The following is a 26,953-nucleotide window of genomic DNA, read 5'->3' as shown; positions in this document are numbered from 1 at the left end:
CCATAGCAGAGTGGACACACCCGTTCCCATCCCGAACACGGCAGTTAAGCACTCTCACGCCGATGGTACTACAATTATGTGGGAGAGTAGGTAGCTGCCGGGCCTTTTTCTTTTTTTTACACCTTTAGGTGTATTTTTTTTTAAAAAATTATAAAAAAATGCGTTAAGGTCTTTTATCTAATTAAATAAACAATTATTCTAACAAATATGAAATATGAACTAAAAAATGAAATTTATTCTATAAATGATAATCTTGCTGTTAATACTTTAGTAGTAGGTTTTGCTACTAAAATTTCAACTGATGAAATACTATTAAATTTAAATAATATTAAAGAACTTGTTCCTTTGTTAACTATGAAATTAGTTGAAAATAATTCTAATTACTATTTTGAAAGTACTAGTAATCCTTTTGATTATAAACTTGATATTTGTGATAATGTTAATACTTGGATAGTAAATCAATTTAAAAAACCTTTAGATATTTTTAATGGTGAATTTTTAAGATTAGCTTTATATAATGAAAATTCATTAGTAGTATTTGCTCATTCAATAATAACTGATTCAAGAGGATTAATAAATTTTGCTAAAGCTCTATTAATAGGTGCAGATTCTTTTGATTATAAATATACTGAAAATAAAAATGAAAAATTAAATTTAATAAATAAATTAAAAGCTAATCGTTTGAAAAAATTAGAATGTTGTGATGAAGTACAAGAAAAACAAACAAAACTCAAAGTTAAAAAAATAGGTATGAAATCTAATATTGTATATTCATTATGTGGTGGTGCAGGCATTTCTACATTATCTTTCTTTTTAACTATTGCTTTAAGTTTAAATAAAACTGTTAGAAAAAGTATAAAAATTCCTTTTTGCATAAAAGCAGCTGATAATGATATATTAGTTAATGATACATATAATATAAAATTTAAAAGAGGATTAGAACCAAGATTGTCATTCTATGATAATGCTGGAGAAATTGATAAATTATTTAAATCATATATTAAGAAACAACCATACTTACAACAAAATGAAATTTTGAATCAAGTACCCTCTAATTTAAAAGCTTACCCAACAAAAAATATAGAATATCTAAAGTATCTACAAAGTGAATTATATTTAGATGTACTTCCAAGTGTAGATGATGATGAAATTATAAGAACTATGCAATATTACCCTTCAAGTTCTTTTTATAATAATGGATTTGGTATATGTTTAGTTGATGATAAAATTACAATTTGTTCAATTTTACACAATGAAGAAAGCGAAAAATTATTTAGCGAATATCAGAGAACGATAAATTTAATATCTAAAAACTCTGATTCGGTTATAAACGAGAAATAGTATTTAAATAAAAAATGTTAGGGAGGATAGACCTCCCTTTAACTTTGAGGTAATTAATGATAAAAAAAAATGACAATATTAGAAATATTGCAATTATTGCACACGTTGACCATGGTAAAACAACATTAGTAGACAGTATGTTTCAACAAACAGGGCTTCTTCAAGATCAAGATAGAGTTATGGATAGTGGTGCTTTAGAAAGAGAGCGTGGGATAACAATTAGTGCAAAAAACTGTGCTATCGAATATAAAGGTGTTAAAATTAACATAATAGATACTCCAGGTCACGCAGATTTTAGTGGTGAAGTTGAACGTGGTTTATCTATGGTAGATGGTGTTATCTTGTTAGTAGATGCAGCAGAAGGTCCTTTACCTCAAACACGATTTGTATTAGATAAAGCTTTAAAACTTAATTTACAACCAATCATTGTTATAAATAAAATAGATAGAGCTGATGCAAGATCAGCTGAAGTATTAGATGAAGTTTACGATTTGTTATTTGATTTAAGTGACGATGAATCTTTATTAGAATTACCAGTTTTCTATGCTGATGGACGTAGTGGTATTTGTGGAACTGATTTAAAAAATATACATGATAATCTATTTCCTTTATTAGATTCAATGATAAACAATATCAGAGCTCCTGAATTTGATGATGAAGAACCTTTTCAAATGTTAGTTAGTGATTTATCCTATAATGATTTTTTAGGTAGATTAGCTATAGGTAAAGTTATAAATGGTAATGTTTCAATAAATGAACAATTAGTTTGTGTAGGAGCTGATAAAACAAATAATTTAAGAGTATCTAAACTCTATTCATTCAAAGGACCTTCATATTTTCAAGAAACTAATATTGAAGCTGGAGACATAGTTGTTTTAGCTGGAGTTGAGAATGTTGAAATAGGTGATACTATTTGTACAAAAATGAACCCAAAAGCATTGGAAAGAATTACTGTAGATGAACCAACAGTTTCAATGGTATTTAAGAAAAATATTAGTCCTTTAGCAGGTAAAGAAGGTAAAAATATTACAACTGCTAAGATTGGAGAAAGATTAGAAAAAGAAGCTCTTAGAAATGTTTCAATAAAAGTAGAAAAAAATATAGATGATTCTTTTACTGTAAAAGGTAGAGGTGAATTCCAAATGGCTATTATTGTAGAAGAAATGAGACGTGAGGGATTTGAATTATGTGTTGGTCGTCCAAAAATTTTATTTAAAAAAAATGATACTGGCAAATTAATTGAACCTATTGAAAGGTTGATTATTGACTGTCCTGAAGAAAATTCTGGAGTAGTAATGGAGAAATTATCTAAACGTAAAGCCTTGATGAGTGATATTACATATTCAGGTGATAGAGTTAAAATAACTTTTGATATTCCTTCTCGTGGACTTATTGGTTATAGAGATGAATTTTTGACAGATACCAGAGGTTTTGGGATAATGAATTCTTATATAAAAGGATATGATTTATATAAAGGTGATTTCCCTGATAGGAATAACGGATCTTTAGTAAGTGATAGAGGTGGTTCTGCAATTGCGTATGCTCTCTTCCAATTAGAAGATAGAGGTAAATTATTTGTTAAACCTGGAGACAGTATTTATGAAGGACAAGTTGTAGGTATTCGTAATCGTGAGGGTGACTTATTATTAAATCCTACAAGAACTAAGAAATTATCTAATATGAGAGCTAGTGGTAAAGATGAAGCAGTAATATTAACTCCAATTACTAGAGTTACATTAGAACAAGCTATTCAATTAATAAAAGATGATGAATTAGTTGAAATTACTCCTAAATCTATTAGAATGTGCAAGAAAATATTAGATACACAAAAGAGAAAAATCTTTAATAATCGTGGTGAGATCCCAGAATTTTTAAAATAAACAAGTAAATAGCAAAAGGTTAATCCTTTTGCTATATTTTTATAACTAGATAAACTGGTGCGTGATCACTGCCTAGTATTTTATCATCAATATCGCTATTGATAATATTTTCTGATAATTTATTAGATATTAACCAATAATCAATTCTCCATCCTGCATTTCTGTCTCTTGATTTAAATCTATAACTCCACCAGCTATATCTTTCAATGACATCAGGATAAAGATATCTAAAAGTATCAATAAAGCCTTCTTTTAGTAATTTAGTAAAACTTTCTCTTTCTTCAGGAGAAAACCCAGCATTTTTAACATTAGTTTTAGGATTTTTTAAATCTATTTCTTTGTGAGCTACATTAAAATCCCCACACATAATTATAGGTTTATCTTTATTCAAGTTAGATACATATTGTCTAAATTTACTATCCCAATCTAATCTTGTTTCGAGCCTTTTTAGTTTTTCTTGACTATTAGGTGTATATACAGTTAATACATAATATTTTTCAAATTCAAGTAATACTGTTCTCCCTTCAATATCTAAATCATGTTCAATACCGAAGGTAATATTTAAGGGTTCTTTCTTTGAATATATGGCAGTACCACTATAACCTTTTCTTTCTGCATAATTAAAATATTTAAAATAGCCTTCTGGGCTAAAGTCATATTGCCCTTCTGATAACTTGATTTCTTGAAGACAAAAAATATCAGAGTTAGAAGAATAAAAATATTCTTTAAAACCTTTTTTATCGCAAGCTCTAATTCCATTAACATTCCAAGAAGTAAATTTTAGTTGTTCCATATTTATGCTCCATGATATTGATTATATCAAAAAATATAGATAGATAACAATCTTTTTTTAATTAATAAATGTTATCTAAATAATTGTGGTTTATATTGATAAATAATAAGAAGTCACGTAAAAAGTGACTTCTAGTGTAAATAATTAAATAATTATTAATTACATTAATGGTATATTTCTTTCTTCAGAAACCTTTAATGTTTCATCATCCCAAACTGAAGCTTGAACTTCTGCAATATGAGCTTTATTTAAGATAAACATACAAATTCTACTTTGGCCGATTCCTCCACCTATTGTTTGAGGGAATTCGTTATTTAATAATCTCTTATGCCAATATAATTCTTTTCTGTCTTCAGCGTTTTCTAATGCTAATTGTCTTAATAAAGTTTCGTTATCAACTCTAATTCCCATGCTTGATAATTCTAAAGAATCTTGTCTAACGTTATCCCAAACAATAATATCGCCGTTTAAACCACAATGATCTGAATCAGTTTGTGTTGACCAGTCATCATAGTCAGGAGCTCTTCCACCATGTTTAACACCATCAGCTAATTTATTTCCGATACCAATCATGAAAATTGCACCATATTTTTCTGCTAGAACTTTTTCTCTTTGTTCTGGAGTTAAATTTGGATATTCTTTTTGTGCGTCTTCACTATGAATAAAAACAATTTCTTCTGGTAATATAGGATAAGAAGAAGGGAAATTCTCATTTACTAAGAATTGAGTTCTCTTTAGAGCTTCATAAACTTTTTTAACAATTTTCTTTAAGAATTCTAAATTTCTTTCATCGTCAGCCATAACTAATTCCCAATCCCATTGGTCAACATATAAGGAGTGGATTGCATCAATCATATCATCTGGTCTAATTGCATTCATGTCTGTATATAAACCTGTTTTAGGTTGGAAGCCATGGTCTGCTAAAGCCATTCTTTTCCATTTAGCAAGAGAATGAACAATTTCCATTTCTCTATTATTAAGATTACCAATCTCAAATCTAACAGGTCTTTCAATACCATTTAAATCATCATTGATACCTGAACCTTTTGGAACAAATAGAGGGCTTGTAACTCTACTTAATTTTAACTCACCTGATAATTCGCGTTCAAAAGTGTCTTTAACAAATTTGATAGCTTTTTCAGTTTGTTTTTTATTTAAAGTAGGTTTGTAGTTTTCTGGGAAAATCTTATTCATTTCTCTCTCCTATTTTTGATAAAACTTTTTTTACTATATTTTTTAGAAAATACAATGAATAGGTATAAAAATCAAGAATAAAACATTAATAATTTAAGATATGATAAATAATATATTATAAATTTAATAATTTTAGTAATAATTTATTATAAATGTATTAATTAACTAAAATTGAAAATCTGATTAATTATATTAGAATAATAATTAAAAAAAAATATAGCTTGCTTAATTAAAATATGATACTCTATTAGCATGTGTTGTGTAATTTTTTATTTTGTGTGTTAATAATATAATTTTTTTTAAGTAATAAATTTCTATATAATAACTATATGGTTTTAATATTTTAATACTTTTTTTATATATACAAAGTATAAGTTTTAATATAATTTTTAATCTTAAAAAAATGTAAATTATTAAACTTAGACTTGTTTAAATTTAAAATTTGTTTATACTTGTTGAAGAAGGGTAACTAGATTATGACTAAAACAATTGCTTTCCACTTACAAAAAGGTGGTGTTGGAAAAACTACTATTTCAGGGACATTGGCTTGTCAATCTGCTTTAGCAGGTATCCCTACATTATTAGTAGATTTAGATCCTCAAGGTAATGCTTCTTCTTGGTTTTTACAAAAAACACCTAAATGGGAACTTTCTGATGTAGTACAAGGGAAGTGTTTTCCAATTGATGCAATAGTGCCTGTTGAACATATTCCAAATTTGTATATATTACCTACTTTTGGTATTGGTGGCACATTAAAATTATACTCAGAGACAAAATTAGCTGAAGAGCCTTTTGTAATTCAAGATTTAATTAATGAATTTAAAGGTAAATTTAAACATGTTATTTTAGATTTATCTCCTGGATTGGGTCGGCTAGAACGATCTGCATTAATTGCTAGTGATGAAGTAATTACACCAATGACTCCAGAAGCTTTTAGCTTAGATGGTTTAGAAATATTTATTGACGAATTAAAAAGATTGAAAAAGAATTTTAGAGCTTCTGTCATTCATAAAAAAGTAATAATTAATTCTTATGATGATAGAATAAGACAACATAGAGAAATATATAAAGCTGCAAGCAGAGGGAATTTTAGAATTTATCAAATACCTGTAGATCCTGTATTTAGGAAATCACAAGATCAAAATGTTGCTCCTCAATTGTTTAAGGAGAATGGTAAAGGTTTAAAAGAAAAAACAAAAACAACATTTGAAGAAATGGAAAGTGAAATTTGGAGTTAGTATGGCATTAAAAAAGAACGATTTAAACACAAATAATAGAGCCGATAAGCTGTTTAGTGAACCAATAAAAAAAGAAGAAAAAGAGAAAAAAAGTCTAACAACTTTTTCCATTGAACCTTCATTTAAAAAATCTTTAGAATCTCAATTTGAAGAAATGGGATTAGGGTGGGCTTCTGGAATTCGATTTGCACTGAAATTTTTTCAAAAGAATTTTAAATTCAATAATGATGATGTAGATATGTAAATATTAATTAATTTTATAATGCGTCCTAGACTTATAGTTTAGGTTTTTTTTTGTTTTATCATTATAGAATTATAATTTAAATATACCTAAATTGGAACTTTAAATATAAAAACTAATTTTGTTTAAATTCGTTATTTTTTTTATTGTGTTTTTTTATAGTATAAATTATTCTTCAATATAAGAGGATGTATTCATGGATTTAGCTTGGTGGCAGGAAGGTATTTTTTATCAGATATTTTTAAGAAGTTTTAAAGATAGCAATAAAAATGGAATAGGTGATTTAATTGGGTTAATTTCTAAATTAGATTACATAAAAGACTTAGGTGTTGACGCTATTTATATTACTCCTTTTTTCCCTTCTCCCTATTTTGATAGTGGTTTTGATGTTTCCGATTTTTTTGATGTTGATCCTGATGTAGGTACAATGGAAGATCTAGATGAATTAATTTTAAAATCTCATGAAAAGAATTTAAAATTAGTGATTGATATCCCTATAAATCATACTTCTCTTAATCATGAATGGTTTGTTAAAAGCAGTGCTTCTAAAGATAATGAATTTAGTGATTTTTATATATGGAGTGATGAAATACCAAATAATTGGCTTTCAAATTTTGGTGGAAGTTCATGGACTTATAATGAAACAAGAAAACAATATTATATGCATTCTTTTACTAAAGATTTACCAGATTTAAATTGGCGTTGTGAAAATTTAGTATTGAAAATGCTTGATGTTTTATATTTTTATTTAGAAAAAGGCGTTGATGGAATTAGGTTAAGTTGTACTAATTTAATAGTTAAAGATAAGGATTTTAGAAATAATCCTAAATATCCAGGAACTTTTATAAATAGCTATTTTAAACAACGTCATATTTTTGACAGAAATCGACCAATTTCACATAGAATTTTAAGAAGAATAAGATCTTTATTTGATACATACGAAAATCGTGTTTTAATAGGGGATATTGTAATAACCCCTCCTGGGGAGCCTGAAGTAGCAGCTTCTTATTATGGAGTACATAAGGATGAGTGTCATTTAGCTTTTGATTATACAATAGCCAATTCAAAACTTACACCTAAGTTATTAAATTCTTTATCTAATAGATGGATTGATGCTTGTGATACATCTTGGCCGGCTTGGGTTTTATCTAGCCATGATCATAAAAGATTAGTTACTAAATTTAATCGAAATATTCAAAAAACTAGATTAGCAATGATGTTTTTATTAACTCAAAGAGGTACACCCTTTTTATATTATGGAGAAGAATTAGGGCTAGAGGACTCAAGAATACCAAAAAGCAAACAACGTGATTTGCAAAGAAGAAGATTGTTTTTTTTCCAAAATAGTAGGGATGGTGCGAGAGCTCCAATGTTATGGGACAAAACAGTATATGCTGGTTTTTCTACAGTAAAGCCATATTTGCCTTTAGGAAACCAAAAAAAATGTGTAGAAACTCAAGAAAAAAAAGATGTATCAATGTTAAAATATACTAAAAAATTAATTAGTTTGAGAAAAAATCATGAATCATTAATCAAAGGAGATATTTCATTTATTGATGTTCACAATGATAACATAATTGCATACATAAGAGTTATTGATTCTGAAGCTTTATTAGTTATATTAAATTTTACAAGAAAAAAAAGAACAATTAAGTTTGTAGATATTGGGCTTCCTTTTTTTACAAAAGAATCAGTCTTTTCAACAAATCCTTTATCTAAAAGCCCGAATTATAGTAAGACTGAAATATTTCTAAATGGATATGAAGGTGCTATTTATTCAATTGATATATAGTCTTTACATTAATAAAATATTTATATATATTGCTAATGAATGGAGGCCTGTTCTTAGGCAATAGATCTGATTACAGTTATGTCATCCAACCAGTTAGAAGGAATTATTTATGGAAGAAATTTCTAAAAATAATCCGAAAGTAGCAAAAAAGGTTGGTGATTATATAATCAATGCCTTAAATGGCATGGCCCAAGGTCTTTTCGCTTCATTAATTATCGGATTAATCATTAAACAAATTGGGACTTATTTAAATTTACCTTTATTAGTCAATTTCGGATTAGCCGCTCAGTATTTGACCGGACCTGCTATAGGTTTAGGTGTTGCCTTATTTGTTGGAGCTCCTAAATTAGGTGTTTTAAGTGCTGCTGTTGCAGGAGCAATAGGTGCTGGAACATTTGTTTTTGATGCAGATGGAACTATCATAAGATTTATGATTGGAGAACCTGTTGGAGCTTTACTTGCAAGTTTGGTCGGAGCAGAAATAGCAAAATTAGTAAACAATAAAACTAAAGTTAATATTATGGTAGTGCCAATAGCCACAATAATAGCTGGAGGGTTAGTTGGTGTTTTTGTATCCCCTTTTGTAAGTGCATTAATGAAAGGTCTTGGTATGTTAATTAATACTTTGACCACTCTTTATCCTCTACCAATGGGTATTTTAGTAGCAACTGTTGTTGGAATGGTTTTGACTTTACCAATATCATCAGCTGCAATATGTATTAGTTTAGGTATTTCAGGATTAGCTGCTGGTGCAGCTACTGTTGGATGTAGTGCTCAAATGATTGGGTTTGCAGTTATTTCATACAAAGAAAATAAGATGGGTGGTTTAATATCTCAAGGAATTGGAACTAGTATGCTTCAAGTCTCAAATATAATACATAATCCATTAATTTGGATTCCCCCAACTCTTACTGCTGCAATTATAGGACCTTTGGCAACTGTAGTTTTTAAAATGCAAAATAACGCTGCAGGAGCTGGCATGGGTACTAGTGGATTAGTTGGACAATTTAATACTGTTGCTGTTATGGGGCCTGATTCTATTATCCCTATTATTTTATTACATTTTTTATTACCTGCTGTACTTTCTTTAATTATTGCTAAATTTATGAGAAAGAAAGGTTGGATTAAAGATGGTGATATGAAATTATTTGATGACTAAATAAAATAACAGGCTAGCTTAGGTTAGCCTGTAATCTTTTTTTATAGTTTTCAAAAGCGCTAGAGATTTCATTTTTGCTTAATAATCTATTTTCAGCATTATCAATTAAATTTTCAGGTATTTCATTAATAAATCTTGATGGATTACTTTGAATCTCTTGAGCTCCTCTTATTCTGTTTTTTGCTGAGCTTATTATGAGTTTTTTCTTTGCTCTAGTAATTGCAACATAAAATAATCTTCTCTCTTCTTCAATATTTTTAGGATTTTCTTCAATAGCTCTTTGATTTGGAATTATATGATCTTCAATTCCAACTAAATAAACTATATCAAATTCTAAGCCTTTCGAAGAATGCATTGTCATTATATTTACACTATTATTGTTGATATCATCATTTTCTTTACCAGTTAATAAAACTTTATTAATCCAATTTTCGATTGAAGCATTTTCATTATAGTAATTAAGCTCCCATTTTTTAAGCATATCAACTAGAATATTAATTCCTTTCATCTTAAAAATAACAGCTTTATCACTATTGTTTTCTTCAATTAAAAAATCTCTATAATTGATTTGATTAATTAGGCTATATAATACTTTATGTTTAGTTTTATCGTCATTATTCTCAAATTCAATTCTATATTTATCAATTAAATTATAAAAATATACTAAAGAATTTTTCGTATTGTTTCGAATTTTATAGTCAGATGAAAAAGCTAAAATTGATAAAGCTGAAAAAAGAGAACAGCTATGTTTCTCGGCAACTTCTTTAATTTTTTCGATTGTAGTTCTACCAATAGCTCTTCTAGGAGTATTTATTATTCTAAGTAAATTAACATCATCGTCTGGGTTAATTATTACTTTTAAATAACTTAATATATCTTTAATTTCTTTTCTTTCGAATAAAGACTTACCACCACTTACATGTGTATTAACTTCTCTCATCATAAGAGCTGTTTCAAATGCAGGAATTAAAGAGTTTGTTCTAGTAAGAATTGCAAAGTTATTGAATTTAATATTTTCTTTTTTATGTAGCTCCACTATTTCTCTAGCTACTTGATTAGCTTCTTTTTCACCATTTTTCGGTTTTATTAAATAAATATTAGTACCAGCTGCACTTTCAGTCCAAAGCTTTTTATCTTTTCTTTGTTTATTATTTATGATTAAATTATTAGCAGCATCTAGTATTGTTTTACTACTTCTATAATTTCTTTCTAAAAATATTTCTTTTCTTTCTGGAAAATCTTCTTCAAACATTAAAATATTGTTAAAATTTGCACCTCTCCATGAATATATGCTTTGATCATCATCACCAACTACACATAGATTTCTATTAGATTGAGCAAGTGTTTGTACTAATTTATATTGAATAATTGAAGTGTCTTGAAATTCATCTACTAAAATATATTTAAAACGTTTAGTGGTTTTTTCTAAAATTTCGGGAAATTTTTGTAAAATTTCTAAAGGTTTTACAATTAAATCATCAAAATCTACAGCATTATAAGTTTTTAAATATTTATCATATTCACTTAGTAAAGTTTTTGTATTTTCTGCTGTATTATTATCAACTATTAATCTTTTTGTTTTATATTTACTAATATAATTTTGAACGTCATTTATGTTAAAAGAATCGAGAGACCAACCTAAATTAATAATAATTTGTTTTAATAATGAAATTTTATCGTGTGTATCATAAATTGTAAAATTATTTTTCCAACCCAAATGATGGATGTGTTGCTTTAAAAATCCCAAACCAAAAGAGTGAAACGTAGTAGTTGTTAAATGCTTTAACTCTTTAGCCGTAAGACTTTTAATACGTTGTCCCATTTCACTTGCTGCTTTATTTGTAAATGTTAATGCTAAAATATTTTTTTCATCGATTCCGTTGTCAAGCATATGTGCAATTCTATATGTTAGCATACGTGTTTTACCACTTCCTGCTCCAGCAATGATTAATAAAGGTCCATCTATAGTTGAAGCAGCAAGATATTGTTCTTTGTTTAATTCATTTTTTAAGTTCATATATTCCTATTTATCAATTTTTATTGCATTTGCAGGGCATACCTCATGACAGCAATAACATTTGATACATTTATTTTCATTTATTGTTATTTTGTTATTACTTAGTGATAACGCATTTGCAGGACAAATATCAATACATTTTTTACATTTAATACAAGGCTCTTCTAAAAAGATAGGTGCATTTCTTTTTTCTTTTAATTTTTTATTAGAAATTCTTTTATAATCTTTTATTACTAAATCATTCGCATCTAATTTAGTATAATTTATATCTTTTAGCTTACGGGTTTCACTAAGTCGTTTTTTTATACCTAGTTTTATAATCGGTATATCTAATGGATTATATCCCATTATTATAGCTTGAGCGGTATCTAAAGCGAGTCCATCATTACTAGCTAATAAATAACCAACTTTTCTAGGATCACCATTACCAGGTCCAGCTCCTTCCATGCCAACTACTGCATCCATAATATTATATTCTGTTTTGCTTATTTTATATAAGCCACAAATGAATTTTGCAAAACTGTTTCTGCTAGGATTATAGACATGTTGTTTGCTTTTATTAAAGCCAGGAACTAATCCAAACATATTTTTTATAACACCTGTGGTATACATTAATTCATGTGTTTTGAATTTTGCTACAGAAATACAAAAATCGACTTCATCAAGAATTTGTGTAATTGCTACTTTTCTTCTAACATAAGGAACTCTCTTTTTTGTAGTGTTGCTATGAAAATTAACCCATTCTACATTTTCTTTTTCACAAATTTGATAAATTTTAGATTGTTTAGCTTTAAACTTTGGTGGATGAATAGCAGGAGAATCTCCAACATATATTTTCTTAGCACCCATTTCTTTTAAAATAATAATAACAGCTTCAACGACACTTGGATGAGTTGAAACACTTAATTCTGGAGGAACATCGGATAAAATATTTGGTTTTACCAAAATAGTTTTACCTTTAATTTCAGGGATTTTAGTTGATGAAATTGTTTCTTTTAAGCTTTTTAAAACAGTTTCTAACTCATAGCTTTTACATTCAACAATACTTACATCGCTCATTTTAGTCTCCTTATTAAGCAAAAATATAATGGTCCTCTATTTTGACTATTATCAGGTAATACGATTTTCCCATATTCTCTATCTTCTGCTATTTCACAATCGAAATTTATTATTTCAAAACGATCTTTTCTTTTTTTAAATAGTTTTTTTATAACATCTTCATCTTCAAGTGGTGTAATTGCACAGGTTGAATAAAGAATTATTCCACCTATTTTAACAGCTTCTAAAGCTGCAGCTAGCATTGCAAATTGTTGATAGGAGAGATGTTTTGGTCTATTTAAGGACCATTTATCTAAATAAGATTGATCTGTTAAAACATGTCTTTCACTTGAACAAGGGGCATCTAAAAGAATTTTATCATAAACCTCTTGTTCATATAGTCCCCATCTTGTTGAATCATGAGCAGTAATTGAAATATGATCTAAATATTCTTTAGGTAAATGTTCTTTAATTACATTGTGAAGACGTGCACGTCTTTTACTAGATCTATCATTAGAAACAAGATGTCCACTTCCTTTTAGCTTGGAAGCTAAAACTAAGCTTTTACCACCTGGAGCTGCACACATATCTAATACTTTATCGCCTTCATTGATTTCTAATAAATTAGCACAAAATAAAGAAGCTTCATCAAAATAATAAGGTTTAATCAAGTTGTTAGAATATTCTATATTTGTCTTTTCTTTTTTAAGTGCTTCTTTTAAATTATCCCATCTTTCTTTATAGATATTTCTATAATAATTATCGAATTCTAAAGCGGGGTTTTTAATCTTTTTCTTTCCCATAATCATATTATATATAGAAATGATAGTTTTATAAATAGTTTATTTTAATGTATAAAGCGTTCTATGTGTTTTTGTTGGAGTTTGTTTATAAATAAGTATTTAGGTGATTAAGTTACTTTACAAATTGTTATTTCTAACTATTATTTGTATATGGCATATATAACAGCATTATTAGAAGGATTATTAAGTTTTATTAGCCCTTGTGTTTTACCTATGATACCTTTGTATATAGGATATTTAGCAGGTGGCATCGCAAATAAAGATAGTGATGAAAAGGCAAGAAATAGGTTGATTTGGAATTCCTTTTTCTTTATTTTAGGTTTCACTGTATTGTTTGCTACGTTAGGTGCGAGCGCAAGTTTTTTAGGGCAATATCTAAGCGATCATTTGGATAAGATAAATAGAGTAGGTGGAATATTAGTAATAATATTTGCATTAAGCTTCTTGGGTTTAAAATTATTACCATTTATGGAGAATACTTATAAATTAAAATTTAAAGCTAAATCATTAAATTATTTTTCTTCCTTTTTATTTGGAATAGTTTTTGCAGTTGGCTGGTCTCCTTGTACTGGTCCATTTTTAGGCTCTGCTTTAATGTTAGCAGCTAATACTGAGACTTTATATCAAGGTATTTTAACTTTATTAGCCTATTCTTTAGGGTTGGGTGTTCCTTTCTTCTTATCCGCTGTTTTATTAAAGCAATTAGAAGGTGCTTTTACTTTCATCAAAAAGCATTATAAAATTGTTACAGTTATTAGTGGCTTATTACTTTTAGCTATGGGTATCTTGATGGTTATGGGATATTCACCAGCAATACTTTTTGAATAATAATTGGAGAATAAAAATGAATAAAAATCAAAGAAATAGTTTAATATTAATAATAGTTATTATTGTTATTTTTGTTTTAGCATATGTTGGATATGGTGTATTAAGTGAAAATGCTCCTGATAATTCATATACTCCAACTTTAACTGTAAGTGAAGACCCTTCTGAAAAAGAAGTAACCCCTGAAATTACTGATAAAGTTGATTCTGTTGAGATTGTTGCTTCAGCTAATGAAGAAGCAATAGAAACAATAGAAGAAAAAGAAGCAGTTTCTCAAGAATCTGAAGAAGTTTCTAATGTAATGCCTGATATTCCTTTAACTTTGTTAAATGGGGATGAAACAACTTTTTGGGAATTAGCTGAATTAGGGAAACCCGTTGTTATAAATTCTTTTGCTTCATGGTGTCCTCCATGTAAGCAGGAAATGCCTCATTTTATTGAAATGAGTGAAAAATATAAAGGGGAAGTAGTCTTTATTTTCTTTGATTCTTTTGATGGAGAAAGAGAAACAGAAGAAGCTGTTAAAGCTTTTGCAAAAGAATATTTTAATGAAGATACAATTTGTGTTTTAGATCCTGGATATATTTCTTATTTATTTAAATCTAATAGTTTACCAACTACAATTTTATTAGATAAAGAAGGCGTTCCAGTAAATGGCTTTCAAGGTATGATTTCAGAAGAAACCTTAGAAACTGCTATTAAAGAATTACTATAAAAATATAATAAGCAAAAAATGCACTTTTTAAAGTGCATTTTTTATTACATTAAATATTTTAATATTCCTATATAAAAGGAAAGACTTGCGGCAACACAGAAAATATGCCAAATCAAATGTCCATGTGGTATTTTTTTAAATCCATAAAATATAACACCCAGAGTATATAAAATACCTCCAGTTAATATATATTTAAATAATCCTTGAGGTAAATTTGGAACTATATCATTCCAAAAGAATACTAAAAACCAACCCATTATTAAATATAAAACTACATGTAAAGGTTTTAATCTTCCCCAAAATAGTAAAGTAAAACAAATACCTAATGCAGCAATAATCCAAATTAGATAAAATATAGTTATAGTTTTAGGTGATTGAATATATAAAAGTAATGGTGTATAAGTTCCAGCAATTAAAAAATAAATATTACTATGATCTAAAATCCTACAAAAACGTTTATAATTATTTTTTGGAAGCCCATGATATAAAGAACTTGCAAAATATAATAAAAAGTTTGAAATTCCAAAAATTATTAATCCTGTTTTTAAATAATTACTTTCCATATTATTTAGATTGATTAATATATAAATTATTCCAACAACAGCCAAACCTGCTGCAATTGCATGTGATATAGAATTTTCTTTTTCTGCTTCAGGATGAACTAATATAGGCAGTGAAATATTTCTCTCTAACCAAGTTTTATTGTTTTTCATGATATCTCCTAATATTATTATTGATAAAATACCAATATATTTAATTTATACTTATTCAAATTAAATTACAATCCATTAAAAAGGGCGTTCCAAAATGGAACACCCAAAGTGATAATTAAAAGAGAGTTAATACTCTAAAAAACAAAATTAATATTTCTTTTATATAATAATACAATAATTAATGTTTGAAAATATAAATTATAAAATAACATATGTCAATAATGATGAATAAATTTAATAATTATTATCAAGAAATAAACTAATTTATTATTATATAGATAAATATTTTCTTGTAAAAACGTAAAAAGTTATTATTGATTAAAAAAATAACTAGCAACAAAATATTGTTAATAGTTATTTTATATTTTTTAATAATCAAAGATTCATTTATGTTACAAAATATGTTCTAAGAATGTTTTTGTTCTAGAATTTTGTGGATTATCAAAGATTTGTGATGGAGAGCCAACTTCTATGATTTTTCCTTCATCCATGAATACTACTTTAGTTGCAGCAGCTCTAGCGAATCCCATTTCGTGTGTAACTAATAGCATTGTCATACCACTTTTTGCTAAATCAAGCATAACATCTAAAACTTCTTTAATCATTTCTGGATCAAGAGCTGATGTAGGTTCATCAAATAGCATTATTTGAGGATGCATTGCTAGAGATCTTGCTATTGCAACTCTTTGTTGTTGCCCCCCTGATAATTGATTAGGGAAAGATTTTGCTTTTTCTTCTAAACCAACTTTTTTAAGTAATTGCATAGCTGTTTCTTTTGCTTTTTCTTTCTTTATATTTTTAACTTTCATTGGGGCTAAAGTAATATTATCTAAAACTGATAGATGTGGAAAAAGGTTAAATGATTGGAAAACCATTCCAACTTCTTCTCTTACTTTACGAATGTCTGTTGAATGACTTGTTGTATCAATTCCATCCACCAAAATTGATCCACCAGTTGGAATTTCTAATTTGTTAACACATCTCAATAAAGTAGATTTACCACTTCCTGATGGTCCAATTATTACAACAACTTCGCCTTCTTTTACATCTAATGAAGCATTATCTACTGCTTTAACTTTTGTTCCATGATTTGTGACGAAAGTCTTATCTAAGTTTTCTATTATTATATTAGGCATTGTCGTTCATCCTTTCTTCTAATTTTCCTACTAAGCGAGATAAAATTAATGTAATTACTAAATAAATTAATGCAACAATTAACATTGTTTCTAATGATAAGAATGTTCTAGAAATATATTCTTTACCTCTTCTTAAAATATCACTTAATGCTATAACTGATACTAAGGAAGAATCTTTTAACATACTAATAAATTCATTACCTACTGCAGGGAGTACTACTTTTAATGTTTGTGGTAATATAACATATCTAAATGCTTGATAACGTGACATCCCTAATGCAATAGCGGCTTCCATTTGACCTTTAGGTATAGCTTGAATTCCAGCTCTAACAATTTCTCCCATATATGCACCAAAACAAATAGCTAAAGAAATAACTGCTGCAGTAATTCCACTAAGGGAGAAAAATCTTCCTAATGCATAATAAATAAATATTAATTGTACTAATAAAGGTATACCACGAATTAATTCAACATATACACCACTTATCATATTAACAATACTATGCTTTGAAACAGATCCTAAACCAGTAAATGTACCAATTATTACTGCGCCTATAATTGCAAATATAGTACATTGGAAAGTAACAGGGGCTCCTTGTATACATACAAAGAATATTTCTCTATATGGATCTGGTACGAAAATAATTAATGACAATAATGTTATTAGGGCAAAATAGAAAGTTATTCTCCAACTATTCATTAGTTTCCCATTATTTTTATTAGGAATTAATACCCCATCAGTCATTTGTATTGTGGTTTGTGTCTTCTTTTTTTCTATAGGACTTTTTTTTGTGTTTTTTTCACTCATTGTATATTCATTACATCCTTTATGCATATCTTCGTTATTTATCTCATAAATATGCAAAATAGTCAAGGATAAATGTATATATATTCATTATATATGCATAAAACACTAATATTTAATTGTTATCTTTTTTTCTTGCTTGCATTTTATGGAGTGTGAAAATAATTAATACCCCTAAAGAAAACCCTATAATATTAAATGTTGATAAACTAAGTGGGGCTTTTGGAATTTCTAAGGTTGTAGGACCTAAGATAATTGAATAAACAGCAGCAAGTATTAAACCAATAATAAAGCTAAGAGTGCTAGCTCTATACTTTTTTAAAGCTGTCTTTACTATTTTTACGGTAGTTATTGCACCGAATAAGATTCCACAGCCAAAAATAAATAAAGCAAAAAAATAAGTAAAGTTAAAATGGAAAAATTCTTTTAATGCATTTATAATTGGTAAATATAATTTAAAGATTACTAATAATGAAGACCCTGAAATTCCTGGTAATATCATAGTAGCAATAGCAAGCATACCTACAAAAAATAGCTTTATTGATAGTAAAAAAGTAAGATTTTTTAAATCAATAACTTGGTTAGAAGAAGATCCTGAATTTGTAGAAATGTAAATAACAATAATAAATCCTAATATAAAAAAGAATGTATATTTTATAATATCTTTAATATTTTTATTAAAGATATTCTTTTCTTCTTTTAGTATTAAAGGTATAGAAGAAAGAGTTAATCCAATTAATAAAGAACTCATAAAATATATTTGATTTGTAAATAATGTTGATAATATTAATATACTTAAAATAAATCCTATCAACCAGCCAAATATTAATTGAACTAAAAAAGTTATTGCTGATTTTTGCTCATTTTTATCTCTTGAAAATATATTGTTTAAACTTGATAGAAACTTATCGTAAAAACCTAAAATATATGCAATTGTACCACCGGAGACTCCCGGTATACTATCAGCTAAAGCCATACAAAAGCCTTTTATACTATTATTAATCATAACCAATCCTTATTTTTATAAGATATTGTGAATTAATTAAAAATGCAATAACAAAAAAAGCGTGGAAATTAATTCCACACTTTATTCTAATATTTAAAATTTTATTATAAATTCCATTTTGCTTTAAGTTTAGCTAATTCTCCATTAGCTTCTAATGCTGCTAGACCATCATTAATAATTTTAAGTGTTTCTAAATCACCTTTTTTGAATGCCATTGCAATCGGTTCTGTTTCACTGCTTGCAACACCAGTAATTTTAATTTTACCTTGGTAGTTATCATTTAATACAACATAATCACTAGCTACAACGCTATCTGTTACTACACAATCAAGATTACCATTAATTAAATCTTCAATAGCTAATGCTATATTATCGTATGCTTTTACTTCTGCATCTAAATCTTCGTTATCAATTAATACTAAGTGTCCTGTTGTACCAATTTGAACACCAATTGTTGTATTGTTTAAATCTTCCATGCTTTCTAGACCTGTAGAAGATGCAGGAGCAATAATACTTTGTGTAATTTCGATAATAGGTGTTGAGAATTCCATTTTTGGTTTTCTTTCTTCTGTTACTGATACACCACTAGCAACGAAGTCATATGCACCGTTAGCAAGACCTGCAAAAATACCATCCCAAGCTGTGTTGATAATTTCAAATTTGTAATCAGTTACAGTTTCTAAAGCCTGAATTAATTCAATTTCAAAACCAGCTAAGTCACCATTTTCATCAACAAATTCTAGTGGAGGCCATTCACAGTTACTTGCAACTGTTAACACATTTTCGTCTTCCGCTTGACCATTTGCATAAATATTGAAATTAAGGATTGCTAATAATCCTAATAATACTAATAAATTTTTTTTCATAAATTATCTCCCAATTAGATTTATCGTTTAATTATGTTGTTGATTATGCATAAATATACAAATAATGTCAATATTATTTGTATATTTATTTATTATTTTTTTTATTTTAATGTATATATATATAATATTTAATGAATAAATATAAAAAAACTTCCCAAAAGGGAAGATTCTATTTCATTTTTTAATTAAAGCTTTATATTACAAAAGGTACTATTATTCCAACAATTAAGCCTAGAACAAAACCAAAAAATACTTGTGAAAAGGTATGACCTAGCATTGTTTTTAAATTAGCTTGTGTAAAACGACCATCTTCGCTGAATATTTCGCTCCATTGATTTAATAATTCAGCTTGTTTTCCTGCTTGATTTCTAATCCCCATAGCATCATGAATGACTATTAATCCGAATACAGCGCAAATAGCAAATAGGGGAGATCCAATACCATATTGTATTCCTACAGTTGTTGTTATTGCAACAACTGATGCTGTATGACTTGAAGGCATTCCTCCAGTTGAAAAAGCCATTTTATAATCAAATTTATCTCCAACTATTACTGATATAATTGGTTTTACAAATTGAGCAATTATACAAGCAAAAAAAGAAGATAAAAAAGGTGCGTTCATAAATAAGTTATTATTGTTCATATATGAAAAATAGCTTATTTTTCATAATAAAACAAGACTTTTTATTTTTACTATGTTAATCTATTAAAAAAATAAAAAAGAGTATTTTAATGAAACAAGATTCAAAGCAATTATTATTTTTAAGTTTAGTTTCGTTTTTTGCTCAAATGATTATAGCTAGTGTAAATTTATCATTAGTATATTATTTAAATGATGTCATGAATTATTCAGCATCGACTATAGCAATTACGGTTTCTAGTTTCTCTATTTCTTATGTTGTTTTTTGTTTGCTTTTAGAAAAGCCAACAAATTCAATTAGTCCTCGTCTAAATATATATATATCATTATTTGGTATGGGTGTATTTATATTATTATTTCTAAATTCTAATTCATTTAGTTTAATTTTAATATGCTTGATATTATATGGTGCTTTTATGGCATTACTATGGCCTCATATGGCAAGTTGGTATTCAAGAGGTAGAGAAAATGAAAAATTGAATAGGGCAATTAGCTTTTTTAATCTCTCATGGGGATTAGGTGTTGCTTTCTCTTCAATCATCTGTGGTGTATTAACAGAAATAAATGTAATGTTACCTCTAATTGTTAGTATAATTTCCTTTATTATATTATCTGTAATTGTTTTTTTTATGACTTCTCGTATTCCATATTTGAAGGCTGTAGAAAGTGAGAAAAAATATAATGAAAAAGTAAGTTTAGTTGATAAAAGTACACCTCTTAGATATTTTTCTTGGATAGCTGTTTTTTTAGCATATTTCTTTTTTGGTATGTTTATAAATATTTTTCCACTTTATGCAAAAAATGATTTATTAATAAATGAAACACGTATAGGTTTCCTTCTATGGAGTAAGGGAATTATTAGCTGTTTGGCATTTTATTATTTAGGTAAGATGAGTTTTTGGCATTTTAAAAGTTTTTATATTATTGCATGTCAAATTATTTTAGCTATTTTATGTTTTATAACTGCTATGTGTACTTCTTATTTAGCTTTCTTTCTTTCCTTTATGATTTTTGGTTTAGTTTTTTCACTAATGTATCTACAAAGTATCTTTCATGGAGTTAGTGGTGCTTTAAATAGAACAAAGAGAATGACAATTCATGAAGTTGTATTAACTAGTGGGTTAGTTTTTGGTTCAATTATTAGTGGCTATATATATGAGCATCTAGGTTTTAGTAATGCATTGTTTTCTTTTGGTATTTTGATGTTGATAGTAATAGTTATTGAAATAGTATTTTTCTTTTTTGTAATTAAAAGAGATTGATAAAGGATATTATATAAATAAATCAAAAAGATTTTATTTTGAGCGGTTGAATATTATTATATTCTCATTATAATTTATTACTAATAGGAGTGAAATTATATGGCAAAAACATTAACAGAGAAAATATTACAGGATCATTTAGTAGAAGGGGATTATCAAGTTGGAAGTCCTATTGGTATTAAAATTGATCAAACTTTGACTCAAGATGCAACAGGTACTATGGCATATTTACAATTTGAATCTATGAAAATTGATAAAGTAAAAAATGAACTAGCTGTAAGTTATGTTGACCATAACACTGTTCAAGTTGGTTTTGAAAATGCTGATGATCATAAATATTTACAAAGTGTAGCTGCAAAAAAAGGTATTGTTTTTTCAAGACCTGGTAATGGTATATGTCACCAAGTGCATTTAGAAAGATTTGGAGAACCTGGTAAAACTTTATTAGGTAGTGATTCTCATACTCCAACTGGTGGTGGTTTATCTATGATTGCTATTGGTGCTGGTGGATTAGATATTGCTGTAGCTATGGCTGGAAAACCTTTTCATATAATTACTCCAAAGGTAATTGAAATTAGATTATCTAATAAACTTAGACCATGGGTTACTGCAAAAGATGTAATTTTAACTGTTTTACAAAAATTTGGTGTAAAAGGCAATGTAAATTGTATTTTTGAATATACAGGAGAAGGTGTTAAATCATTAGAAGTTCCTCAAAGAGCTACTATTTGTAATATGGGTGCTGAGTGTGGTGTAACTACTAGTGTTTTCCCAAGTGATGAAAAGACAAAAGCTTTTTTAGAAGCACAAAATAGAGGCGATTTATACAGAGAATTAAAAGCTGATGAAGGTGCTGTATACGATGACCTTTTTGAAATAGATTTATCTAAGGTAGAACCTTTATGTGCTTGCCCTCATAGTCCTGGTAATATTAAAACTATTGAAGAACTTAAAGGTAAAAAGGTTGATCAAGTTTTAATTGGTTCATGTACTAATTCAAGTTATGATGATTTAAAGAAAGTTGCTGCAATTTTAGATGGTAAAACTGTACATCCTAGTGTAAGTTTAGGAATTGCTCCAGGTAGTAGAGAAGTTTTACTTATGTTAAGTGAAGATGGTAGTTTAGCAAAATTAATTAAATCTGGTGCAAGAATTTTGGAAAGTGCTTGTGGTTTCTGTATTGGTAACCATCAAAGTCCAAAAAGTCATGGAGTATCACTTAGAACATCTAATAGAAACTTCGAAGGTAGAAGTGGAACTAAAGATGCTCAACTATATCTTGTAAGTCCTGAAACTGCAGCATTAAGTGCTATTACTGGTGTATTTACTAATCCTTTAGATGATAATGGTATTGATTATCCAGAGGCTACTGTTGTAGAAAAGTTTATTACGGATGATTCTATGTTTGTTTTCCCTCCTGAAGATTCAAGCGATATTGAAATATTTAGAGGCCCAAATATTGGTAACCCACCTAAAAATGAAGCTTTACCATTTGTTGTTGATGGGGAGATTACAATAAAAGTTGGTGATAAAATTACAACAGATCATATTATGCCAGCTGGAGCTAGATTAAAATATAGATCAAATATACCTGCATATTCAGAATTTGTTTTTGAAAATACAGATCCAACTTTTGCAACACGTTGTAAAGCAAATAAAGAAAATAATATTCATAACTTTATTGTTGCAGGAGCGTCTTATGGTCAAGGCTCATCAAGAGAGCATGCAGCTATTTGTCCAATGTATTTGGGTGTAAAGGTTGTTTTAGCTGTATCTATTGAAAGAATTCATCAAAACAATTTATGTAACTTTGGTATCGTCCCTTTAACATTTATTGATGAAGAAGATTATAAAAACATTAAACAAGGGGAAAAAATTCAAATTGAAGATTTACCTGATCAAATTACAATGGCAAATCTTGAAGACAATCCAATAATTGTAAAAATTGGAGATAGAAATATTAAAATGAAATGTGATATCACAAAAGCACAATTAGATATGTTATTAGCTGGTGGATTATTAAATCTATTAAAAGAAGAATAGATTTATAATAAACTAAATTAAGGGGGTAGTTAAAAGATACTACCTCTTTTTTTATTTGTCTTTTTGGCTTTCTAAATAAGTATTGATTTCAGATTCATTGAGTATCCCAAAACTTGAAACATAATAATTTCTTGTCCAAAGTGTTGGTATTTTAGTTTTTAGTGGACTAAATTCATTTCTTAGGATTTTAGAAGTATGACCTTTAAACTGTTGAACTATGTAATGAGGGCTATCTTCAGGGTTTGCTTTTACAAATAAATGAACACATTCCGGCATTATTTCTATAGATACAATTATTACATCAATCTCTCTTGATTTTTCATATAATAAGTATTCTAATCTTTCTTTTACTTTATCTACTAGAAGTTCTTTTTTGTATTTTACACACCATAGAATGTGGTAATAAAGGTTTGATGTAGTATCTTCACTTGTTTTCCAACGTTTATTTTTCATGGGATAAGGATAACATTAAAAATCTAAATATAAAAGGATTAAATCTAATTCTATTTAGTAATTTATTTATTTAAATTACTAAGAATAAGTTAAAAAAACACTTATTGCTTTATAATGCAATAAGTGTCAATTTATCTATCTTTCATCGATAGGTACAACTTTTCTATGGCTAGGACCTGTATATACTTGTCTAGGTCTACCAATCTTTTGATATGGATCTTTTTTCCATTCAAGATAGTGAGCTATCCAACCAGGTAGCCTTCCTAATGCAAACATAACAGTAAACATAGAGGATGGTATGCCCATATAATGGAATATGATTCCAGTATAGAAATCAACATTTGGATATAAATTTCTATCAATAAAATATTGATCACTTAGAGCCTCTTCTTCAAGTTGAAGTGCTATTTTTAATAATGGATCATTATTAGCATCATCTCCTAATACATCAGCACATAATTTTTTAGCAATTTTTGCACGAGGATCATATGTTTTATAAACTCTATGGCCAAACCCAGATAATCTAAAGTCGTCATTTTTGTCTTTAGCTTTTTTAATTACTTCATCAACCGACCAACCTTCATTTAAAATGTTTTCAAGCATTTCTAAAACAGCTTGGTTTGCTCCACCATGTTTTTTACCCCAAAGAGCACAACAACCAGCAGAAACTGAAGCGTATAGATTTGCTGCAGAGGAGCCAACTAATCTTACAGCAGTAGTTGAACAGTTTTGCTCATGGTCTGCATGTAATATTAATAATTTGTTTAATGCGTCAATTTGCTTAGGGTCAGGAACATAGTTTTTGACAGGAGAATCAAACATCATATGTAAAAAGTTTTCACAATATGAATATTTATATGAAGGATTAACAATGTCTTGACCTTTTGATTGTCTATAAGTATATGCTGCAATTGTACGCATTTTAGATAATAATCTTGTAACAGTTAAATCTAAATGGTCTTCAGGATTATCATCATTTTCTAATTCAGGGTAGAAAGCTGAAAGAGAAGCAACCATAGCTGATAATATACTCATTGGATGAGCTCTTTGAGGATAGCTTCTAAAGAATAATTGCATATCAGTGTGAAGCATTGAGTGCTTATTTAATAATTCTTGATATTCATATCTTTGTTCACGTGTAGGAAGTTCTTCTTTTACTAAAAGATAAGCAACTTCAACAAAATCGCAATTTTCAACTAAATCTTCTAAATCATATCCACGATATCTTAAAATACCTTTTTCTCCATCAACAAAGCAAATAGAACTTTGACATGATCCTGTATTAGCAAAACCAGGGTCATAAGTTATCATACCAGTTTCATTTCTTAAAGTTGAAATGTTTATTGAAGTTACATCAACATTGTCATGTATTAAATCTAACTCAATTTCTTTATTATCATATTTTAGTGTTGCTGCTTTTTTTTCTATATTCATATCTTCTCCTTGTCCTAATTATAGTTTATTTCTCTTAATGCTAAAATAAGAGCTTGTGTTCCGAACTTTCCCTTTCCATCATTTTGAAGTTTTTCATAAAGTTGTTCTACTAAATTAAGTGTAGGGAGAGTAATATTTAATTTCTTACACTCATCGAGTGCAATTTTCATATCTTTAATAAAATGATCAATATAAAAACCTGGATCATAATTATCATTTATTATTCTAGGTGCTAAATTATCTAATGACCAACAACCTGCTGCACCACTTTTTATCGTGTTAACTAAAGTGTTTAAATCAAGGCCGTTTTTTTCAGCATATAATAATGCTTCACATACACCACCCATTGTACCTGCTATTGTTATTTGGTTTGCCATTTTAGTATGACTGCCAGCTCCAGCGGGTCCTTCAAGGATATAGCTTTTTCCTAAAATCTTAAAATATTTTTCTAATTTCGCAAAAGTTTCTTTGTTTCCGCCAACCATAATTGAAAGTGTACCGTTTTTAGCTCCAACATCTCCTCCTGATACTGGTGCATCTAGAGTTTCAACTCCAATCTCTTGACCTTTAATATATATCTTTTTAGAAAGGGTGGGGCTTGTTGTTGTCATATCACAAAAGATTTGGCCTTTCTTTGCTGCCGCAAAAAGTCCCTTTTCTCCAAAATATACTTCTTCAACATCACTTACAAAGCCAACTATTGTAAATACAAGATCACTGTTTTCAGCAATTTCTTTTGGAGAATTATAATAAGTTGCACCTAAATTAATTAATTCTTGGGCTTTCGATTTTGTCCTATTATATACATTGATTTCAAAATTATTTTCTAATAACCTTTTGCACATGGATAAACCCATAACACCAGTACCAATCCAGCCTATTTTATTCATTTAATCCTCCTTGTGTTGCATTCTATCATAATTAATATTATATATTTGTTATATTTATGTGTTGATTATACTAAAAAACCAGATTCTTTGGAATCTGGCTCTATTTTAGAAATATTAGTAAATTGTATGGTCTTCTTTTTCTTTATATTTCTTAAATAAAGCTAATGTTTTTTCTCTATCTTGTTGTTCTAGTTTTACGATGTCTTCATCATTGCAGTTATTTTGAATGTAGTTGTAGATAAAATCGTCTCTAAATCCAATTTCTGCGGCGTCTTCTTTTGTGCATCCATAAACTATTTTATCGATATTGGCCCAAATCGCCGCACTTAAGCACATGGGACAAGGATAGCATGTAGTATAAAGTGTGCAACCTGAAAAATCATGAGTTTGTAATGCTTTAGAAGCTTTTCTAATTGCATTTACTTCAGCATGAGCTGTTGCATCATGTGTATCTAAGACAGAATTACTAGCTACATAAATATTATTATTTTTATCAACAATAGCTGCACCAAAAGGTCCACCAATGCCTAATGACATTGTTTTATCTGCTTTTTCTATAGCCATTTCCATTATTGATTTACTCATATTTTTCTCTCTAGTCTCTTTTTACTTAATAAGTATAGAATAAAAAATTGTCCTTATGCAACATGTATTTAAAAAAAGAGATAC

At 28.0% G+C, this 26,953-nt stretch carries 25 protein-coding genes and 1 rRNA gene; 11 read left to right on the top strand and 15 right to left on the bottom strand.

Going from position 1 to position 26,953, the window contains the following annotated elements; all coding sequences use genetic code 11:
* The 3 genes from rrf to typA all read left to right on the top strand — a co-directional run.
* Window positions 1-103: ribosomal RNA gene (rrf, locus tag ACPKM0_RS06810) — 5S ribosomal RNA — on the top strand; the annotation flags it as partial.
* A 104-nt stretch (window positions 104-207) separates the two neighbouring features.
* On the top strand, window positions 208-1,341 hold the full coding sequence (locus tag ACPKM0_RS06805; protein WP_472474557.1) for a hypothetical protein: 1,134 nt from the start codon (window positions 208-210) through the stop codon (window positions 1,339-1,341).
* Between the two features lie 56 nt (window positions 1,342-1,397).
* Window positions 1,398-3,221 carry a translational GTPase TypA gene (typA, locus tag ACPKM0_RS06800; RefSeq protein ID WP_472474555.1) on the top strand — a complete coding sequence of 608 codons (1,824 nt, stop codon included), beginning with the start codon at window positions 1,398-1,400 and terminating at the stop codon, window positions 3,219-3,221.
* A gap of 31 nt (window positions 3,222-3,252) precedes the next feature.
* Here the strand turns inward: typA and ACPKM0_RS06795 are convergent, their stop codons facing one another.
* Both ACPKM0_RS06795 and asnA read right to left on the bottom strand, forming a co-directional pair.
* On the bottom strand, window positions 3,253-4,014 hold the full coding sequence (locus tag ACPKM0_RS06795) for an exodeoxyribonuclease III (RefSeq protein WP_472474554.1): 762 nt from the start codon (window positions 4,012-4,014) through the stop codon (window positions 3,253-3,255).
* A gap of 159 nt (window positions 4,015-4,173) precedes the next feature.
* On the bottom strand, window positions 4,174-5,208 hold the full coding sequence (gene asnA / locus ACPKM0_RS06790; RefSeq protein WP_472474553.1) for an aspartate--ammonia ligase: 1,035 nt from the start codon (window positions 5,206-5,208) through the stop codon (window positions 4,174-4,176).
* 476 nt (window positions 5,209-5,684) lie between these two features.
* On the opposite strand from asnA, the gene ACPKM0_RS06785 reads away from it, so the two are divergent.
* The 4 genes from ACPKM0_RS06785 (at window position 5,685) to ACPKM0_RS06770 (ending at window position 9,638) form a co-directional block, all read left to right on the top strand.
* Complete coding sequence (locus ACPKM0_RS06785; RefSeq protein ID WP_472474551.1) at window positions 5,685-6,446, top strand: ParA family protein; 762 nt, start codon at window positions 5,685-5,687, stop codon at window positions 6,444-6,446.
* A gap of 1 nt (window position 6,447) precedes the next feature.
* A complete protein-coding gene (locus ACPKM0_RS06780; protein ID WP_472474549.1) occupies window positions 6,448-6,690 on the top strand; it encodes a hypothetical protein in 243 nt (80 codons plus the stop codon).
* A gap of 193 nt (window positions 6,691-6,883) precedes the next feature.
* A complete protein-coding gene (locus tag ACPKM0_RS06775; protein WP_472474547.1) occupies window positions 6,884-8,479 on the top strand; it encodes an alpha-amylase family glycosyl hydrolase in 1,596 nt (531 codons plus the stop codon).
* Between the two features lie 109 nt (window positions 8,480-8,588).
* On the top strand, window positions 8,589-9,638 hold the full coding sequence (locus ACPKM0_RS06770; RefSeq protein ID WP_472474545.1) for a PTS sugar transporter subunit IIC: 1,050 nt from the start codon (window positions 8,589-8,591) through the stop codon (window positions 9,636-9,638).
* A gap of 13 nt (window positions 9,639-9,651) precedes the next feature.
* Here ACPKM0_RS06770 and ACPKM0_RS06765 read toward each other — a convergent pair whose 3' ends face one another.
* Genes ACPKM0_RS06765 through ACPKM0_RS06755 form a run of 3 tightly spaced genes read right to left on the bottom strand, consistent with a single transcriptional unit; the run spans window position 9,652 to window position 13,496 of the window.
* On the bottom strand, window positions 9,652-11,655 hold the full coding sequence (locus ACPKM0_RS06765) for an ATP-dependent helicase (RefSeq protein WP_472474543.1): 2,004 nt from the start codon (window positions 11,653-11,655) through the stop codon (window positions 9,652-9,654).
* Window positions 11,656-11,661: 6 nt separating this feature from the next.
* Window positions 11,662-12,714, bottom strand: coding sequence for a DUF362 domain-containing protein (locus ACPKM0_RS06760; protein WP_472474541.1), 1,053 nt, complete (start codon window positions 12,712-12,714; stop codon window positions 11,662-11,664).
* Window positions 12,711-13,496, bottom strand: coding sequence for an RsmB/NOP family class I SAM-dependent RNA methyltransferase (locus tag ACPKM0_RS06755; RefSeq protein ID WP_472474539.1), 786 nt, complete (start codon window positions 13,494-13,496; stop codon window positions 12,711-12,713). The genes ACPKM0_RS06760 and ACPKM0_RS06755 overlap by 4 nt, the downstream gene beginning before the upstream one ends.
* Window positions 13,497-13,646: 150 nt before the next feature.
* Here ACPKM0_RS06755 and ACPKM0_RS06750 point away from each other — a divergent pair, with 150 nt between their 5' ends.
* Together ACPKM0_RS06750 and ACPKM0_RS06745 are read left to right on the top strand one after the other, a co-directional pair.
* Window positions 13,647-14,324 carry a cytochrome c biogenesis CcdA family protein gene (locus tag ACPKM0_RS06750; protein ID WP_472474537.1) on the top strand — a complete coding sequence of 226 codons (678 nt, stop codon included), beginning with the start codon at window positions 13,647-13,649 and terminating at the stop codon, window positions 14,322-14,324.
* A 16-nt stretch (window positions 14,325-14,340) separates the two neighbouring features.
* On the top strand, window positions 14,341-15,036 hold the full coding sequence (locus tag ACPKM0_RS06745) for a TlpA family protein disulfide reductase (protein WP_472474535.1): 696 nt from the start codon (window positions 14,341-14,343) through the stop codon (window positions 15,034-15,036).
* A gap of 44 nt (window positions 15,037-15,080) precedes the next feature.
* On the opposite strand, the gene trhA is transcribed toward ACPKM0_RS06745, so the two are convergent.
* The 6 genes from trhA to ACPKM0_RS06715 form a co-directional block, all read right to left on the bottom strand.
* The gene (gene trhA / locus ACPKM0_RS06740; protein WP_472474533.1) at window positions 15,081-15,749 is read right to left on the bottom strand and encodes a PAQR family membrane homeostasis protein TrhA; all 669 of its coding nucleotides are present in this window, start codon (window positions 15,747-15,749) and stop codon (window positions 15,081-15,083) included.
* Between the two features lie 392 nt (window positions 15,750-16,141).
* Complete coding sequence (locus ACPKM0_RS06735) at window positions 16,142-16,885, bottom strand: amino acid ABC transporter ATP-binding protein (protein WP_472474531.1); 744 nt, start codon at window positions 16,883-16,885, stop codon at window positions 16,142-16,144.
* Window positions 16,878-17,720, bottom strand: a complete 843-nt coding sequence (locus ACPKM0_RS06730; RefSeq protein WP_472474529.1) for an amino acid ABC transporter permease — start codon at window positions 17,718-17,720, stop codon at window positions 16,878-16,880. The genes ACPKM0_RS06735 and ACPKM0_RS06730 overlap by 8 nt, the downstream gene beginning before the upstream one ends.
* Before the next feature lie 85 nt (window positions 17,721-17,805).
* Complete coding sequence (locus ACPKM0_RS06725) at window positions 17,806-18,696, bottom strand: DUF368 domain-containing protein (RefSeq protein WP_472474527.1); 891 nt, start codon at window positions 18,694-18,696, stop codon at window positions 17,806-17,808.
* A gap of 104 nt (window positions 18,697-18,800) precedes the next feature.
* Window positions 18,801-19,562: a transporter substrate-binding domain-containing protein gene (locus ACPKM0_RS06720; RefSeq protein ID WP_472474525.1), complete on the bottom strand. Its 762-nt coding sequence runs from the start codon at window positions 19,560-19,562 to the stop codon at window positions 18,801-18,803.
* A gap of 193 nt (window positions 19,563-19,755) precedes the next feature.
* On the bottom strand, window positions 19,756-20,205 hold the full coding sequence (locus ACPKM0_RS06715; RefSeq protein ID WP_472474523.1) for a divergent PAP2 family protein: 450 nt from the start codon (window positions 20,203-20,205) through the stop codon (window positions 19,756-19,758).
* A gap of 89 nt (window positions 20,206-20,294) precedes the next feature.
* Here ACPKM0_RS06715 and ACPKM0_RS06710 point away from each other — a divergent pair, with 89 nt between their 5' ends.
* Window positions 20,295-21,464, top strand: a complete 1,170-nt coding sequence (locus ACPKM0_RS06710) for an MFS transporter (RefSeq protein ID WP_472474521.1) — start codon at window positions 20,295-20,297, stop codon at window positions 21,462-21,464.
* Between the two features lie 99 nt (window positions 21,465-21,563).
* The gene (locus tag ACPKM0_RS06705) at window positions 21,564-23,507 is read left to right on the top strand and encodes an aconitate hydratase (protein ID WP_472474519.1); all 1,944 of its coding nucleotides are present in this window, start codon (window positions 21,564-21,566) and stop codon (window positions 23,505-23,507) included.
* Window positions 23,508-23,558: 51 nt separating this feature from the next.
* Here the strand turns inward: ACPKM0_RS06705 and tnpA are convergent, their stop codons facing one another.
* From tnpA to ACPKM0_RS06685, 4 genes are all read right to left on the bottom strand, one after another.
* A complete protein-coding gene (tnpA, locus tag ACPKM0_RS06700) occupies window positions 23,559-23,960 on the bottom strand; it encodes an IS200/IS605 family transposase (RefSeq protein WP_472474517.1) in 402 nt (133 codons plus the stop codon).
* A 135-nt stretch (window positions 23,961-24,095) separates the two neighbouring features.
* Window positions 24,096-25,394, bottom strand: a complete 1,299-nt coding sequence (locus ACPKM0_RS06695; protein WP_472474515.1) for a citrate synthase — start codon at window positions 25,392-25,394, stop codon at window positions 24,096-24,098.
* 14 nt (window positions 25,395-25,408) lie between these two features.
* Window positions 25,409-26,284 (bottom strand): NAD(P)-dependent oxidoreductase, encoded by an 876-nt coding sequence (locus ACPKM0_RS06690; RefSeq protein WP_472474513.1) that lies wholly within the window; start codon window positions 26,282-26,284, stop codon window positions 25,409-25,411.
* Window positions 26,285-26,398: 114 nt separating this feature from the next.
* On the bottom strand, window positions 26,399-26,869 hold the full coding sequence (locus tag ACPKM0_RS06685; protein ID WP_472474511.1) for a nucleoside deaminase: 471 nt from the start codon (window positions 26,867-26,869) through the stop codon (window positions 26,399-26,401).
* Between the last annotated feature and the right edge of the window lie 84 nt (window positions 26,870-26,953).

The organism is Pleomorphochaeta sp. (assembly GCF_050031695.1).
Taxonomy (GTDB): Bacteria; Spirochaetota; Spirochaetia; order Sphaerochaetales; family Sphaerochaetaceae; genus Pleomorphochaeta.
The sequence above is the reverse complement of the archived record's forward strand: the minus strand, read 5'-3'. Positions and strand labels throughout refer to the sequence as shown.

Excerpts from the sequence above, each read along its gene's own strand:
- ACPKM0_RS06805 (WP_472474557.1), top strand. The coding sequence starts at position 208 with ATGAAATATGAACTAAAAAATGAAATTTATTCTATAAATGATAATCTT.
- typA (WP_472474555.1), top strand. The coding sequence starts at position 1,398 with ATGATAAAAAAAAATGACAATATTAGAAATATTGCAATTATTGCACAC.
- ACPKM0_RS06795 (WP_472474554.1), bottom strand. The coding sequence starts at position 4,014 with ATGGAACAACTAAAATTTACTTCTTGGAATGTTAATGGAATTAGAGCT.
- asnA (WP_472474553.1), bottom strand. The coding sequence starts at position 5,208 with ATGAATAAGATTTTCCCAGAAAACTACAAACCTACTTTAAATAAAAAA.
- ACPKM0_RS06785 (WP_472474551.1), top strand. The coding sequence starts at position 5,685 with ATGACTAAAACAATTGCTTTCCACTTACAAAAAGGTGGTGTTGGAAAA.
- ACPKM0_RS06780 (WP_472474549.1), top strand. The coding sequence starts at position 6,448 with ATGGCATTAAAAAAGAACGATTTAAACACAAATAATAGAGCCGATAAG.
- ACPKM0_RS06775 (WP_472474547.1), top strand. The coding sequence starts at position 6,884 with ATGGATTTAGCTTGGTGGCAGGAAGGTATTTTTTATCAGATATTTTTA.
- ACPKM0_RS06770 (WP_472474545.1), top strand. The coding sequence starts at position 8,589 with ATGGAAGAAATTTCTAAAAATAATCCGAAAGTAGCAAAAAAGGTTGGT.
- ACPKM0_RS06765 (WP_472474543.1), bottom strand. The coding sequence starts at position 11,655 with ATGAACTTAAAAAATGAATTAAACAAAGAACAATATCTTGCTGCTTCA.
- ACPKM0_RS06760 (WP_472474541.1), bottom strand. The coding sequence starts at position 12,714 with ATGAGCGATGTAAGTATTGTTGAATGTAAAAGCTATGAGTTAGAAACT.
- ACPKM0_RS06755 (WP_472474539.1), bottom strand. The coding sequence starts at position 13,496 with ATGGGAAAGAAAAAGATTAAAAACCCCGCTTTAGAATTCGATAATTAT.
- ACPKM0_RS06750 (WP_472474537.1), top strand. The coding sequence starts at position 13,647 with ATGGCATATATAACAGCATTATTAGAAGGATTATTAAGTTTTATTAGC.
- ACPKM0_RS06745 (WP_472474535.1), top strand. The coding sequence starts at position 14,341 with ATGAATAAAAATCAAAGAAATAGTTTAATATTAATAATAGTTATTATT.
- trhA (WP_472474533.1), bottom strand. The coding sequence starts at position 15,749 with ATGAAAAACAATAAAACTTGGTTAGAGAGAAATATTTCACTGCCTATA.
- ACPKM0_RS06735 (WP_472474531.1), bottom strand. The coding sequence starts at position 16,885 with ATGCCTAATATAATAATAGAAAACTTAGATAAGACTTTCGTCACAAAT.
- ACPKM0_RS06730 (WP_472474529.1), bottom strand. The coding sequence starts at position 17,720 with ATGCATAAAGGATGTAATGAATATACAATGAGTGAAAAAAACACAAAA.
- ACPKM0_RS06725 (WP_472474527.1), bottom strand. The coding sequence starts at position 18,696 with ATGATTAATAATAGTATAAAAGGCTTTTGTATGGCTTTAGCTGATAGT.
- ACPKM0_RS06720 (WP_472474525.1), bottom strand. The coding sequence starts at position 19,562 with ATGAAAAAAAATTTATTAGTATTATTAGGATTATTAGCAATCCTTAAT.
- ACPKM0_RS06715 (WP_472474523.1), bottom strand. The coding sequence starts at position 20,205 with ATGAACAATAATAACTTATTTATGAACGCACCTTTTTTATCTTCTTTT.
- ACPKM0_RS06710 (WP_472474521.1), top strand. The coding sequence starts at position 20,295 with ATGAAACAAGATTCAAAGCAATTATTATTTTTAAGTTTAGTTTCGTTT.
- ACPKM0_RS06705 (WP_472474519.1), top strand. The coding sequence starts at position 21,564 with ATGGCAAAAACATTAACAGAGAAAATATTACAGGATCATTTAGTAGAA.
- tnpA (WP_472474517.1), bottom strand. The coding sequence starts at position 23,960 with ATGAAAAATAAACGTTGGAAAACAAGTGAAGATACTACATCAAACCTT.
- ACPKM0_RS06695 (WP_472474515.1), bottom strand. The coding sequence starts at position 25,394 with ATGAATATAGAAAAAAAAGCAGCAACACTAAAATATGATAATAAAGAA.
- ACPKM0_RS06690 (WP_472474513.1), bottom strand. The coding sequence starts at position 26,284 with ATGAATAAAATAGGCTGGATTGGTACTGGTGTTATGGGTTTATCCATG.
- ACPKM0_RS06685 (WP_472474511.1), bottom strand. The coding sequence starts at position 26,869 with ATGAGTAAATCAATAATGGAAATGGCTATAGAAAAAGCAGATAAAACA.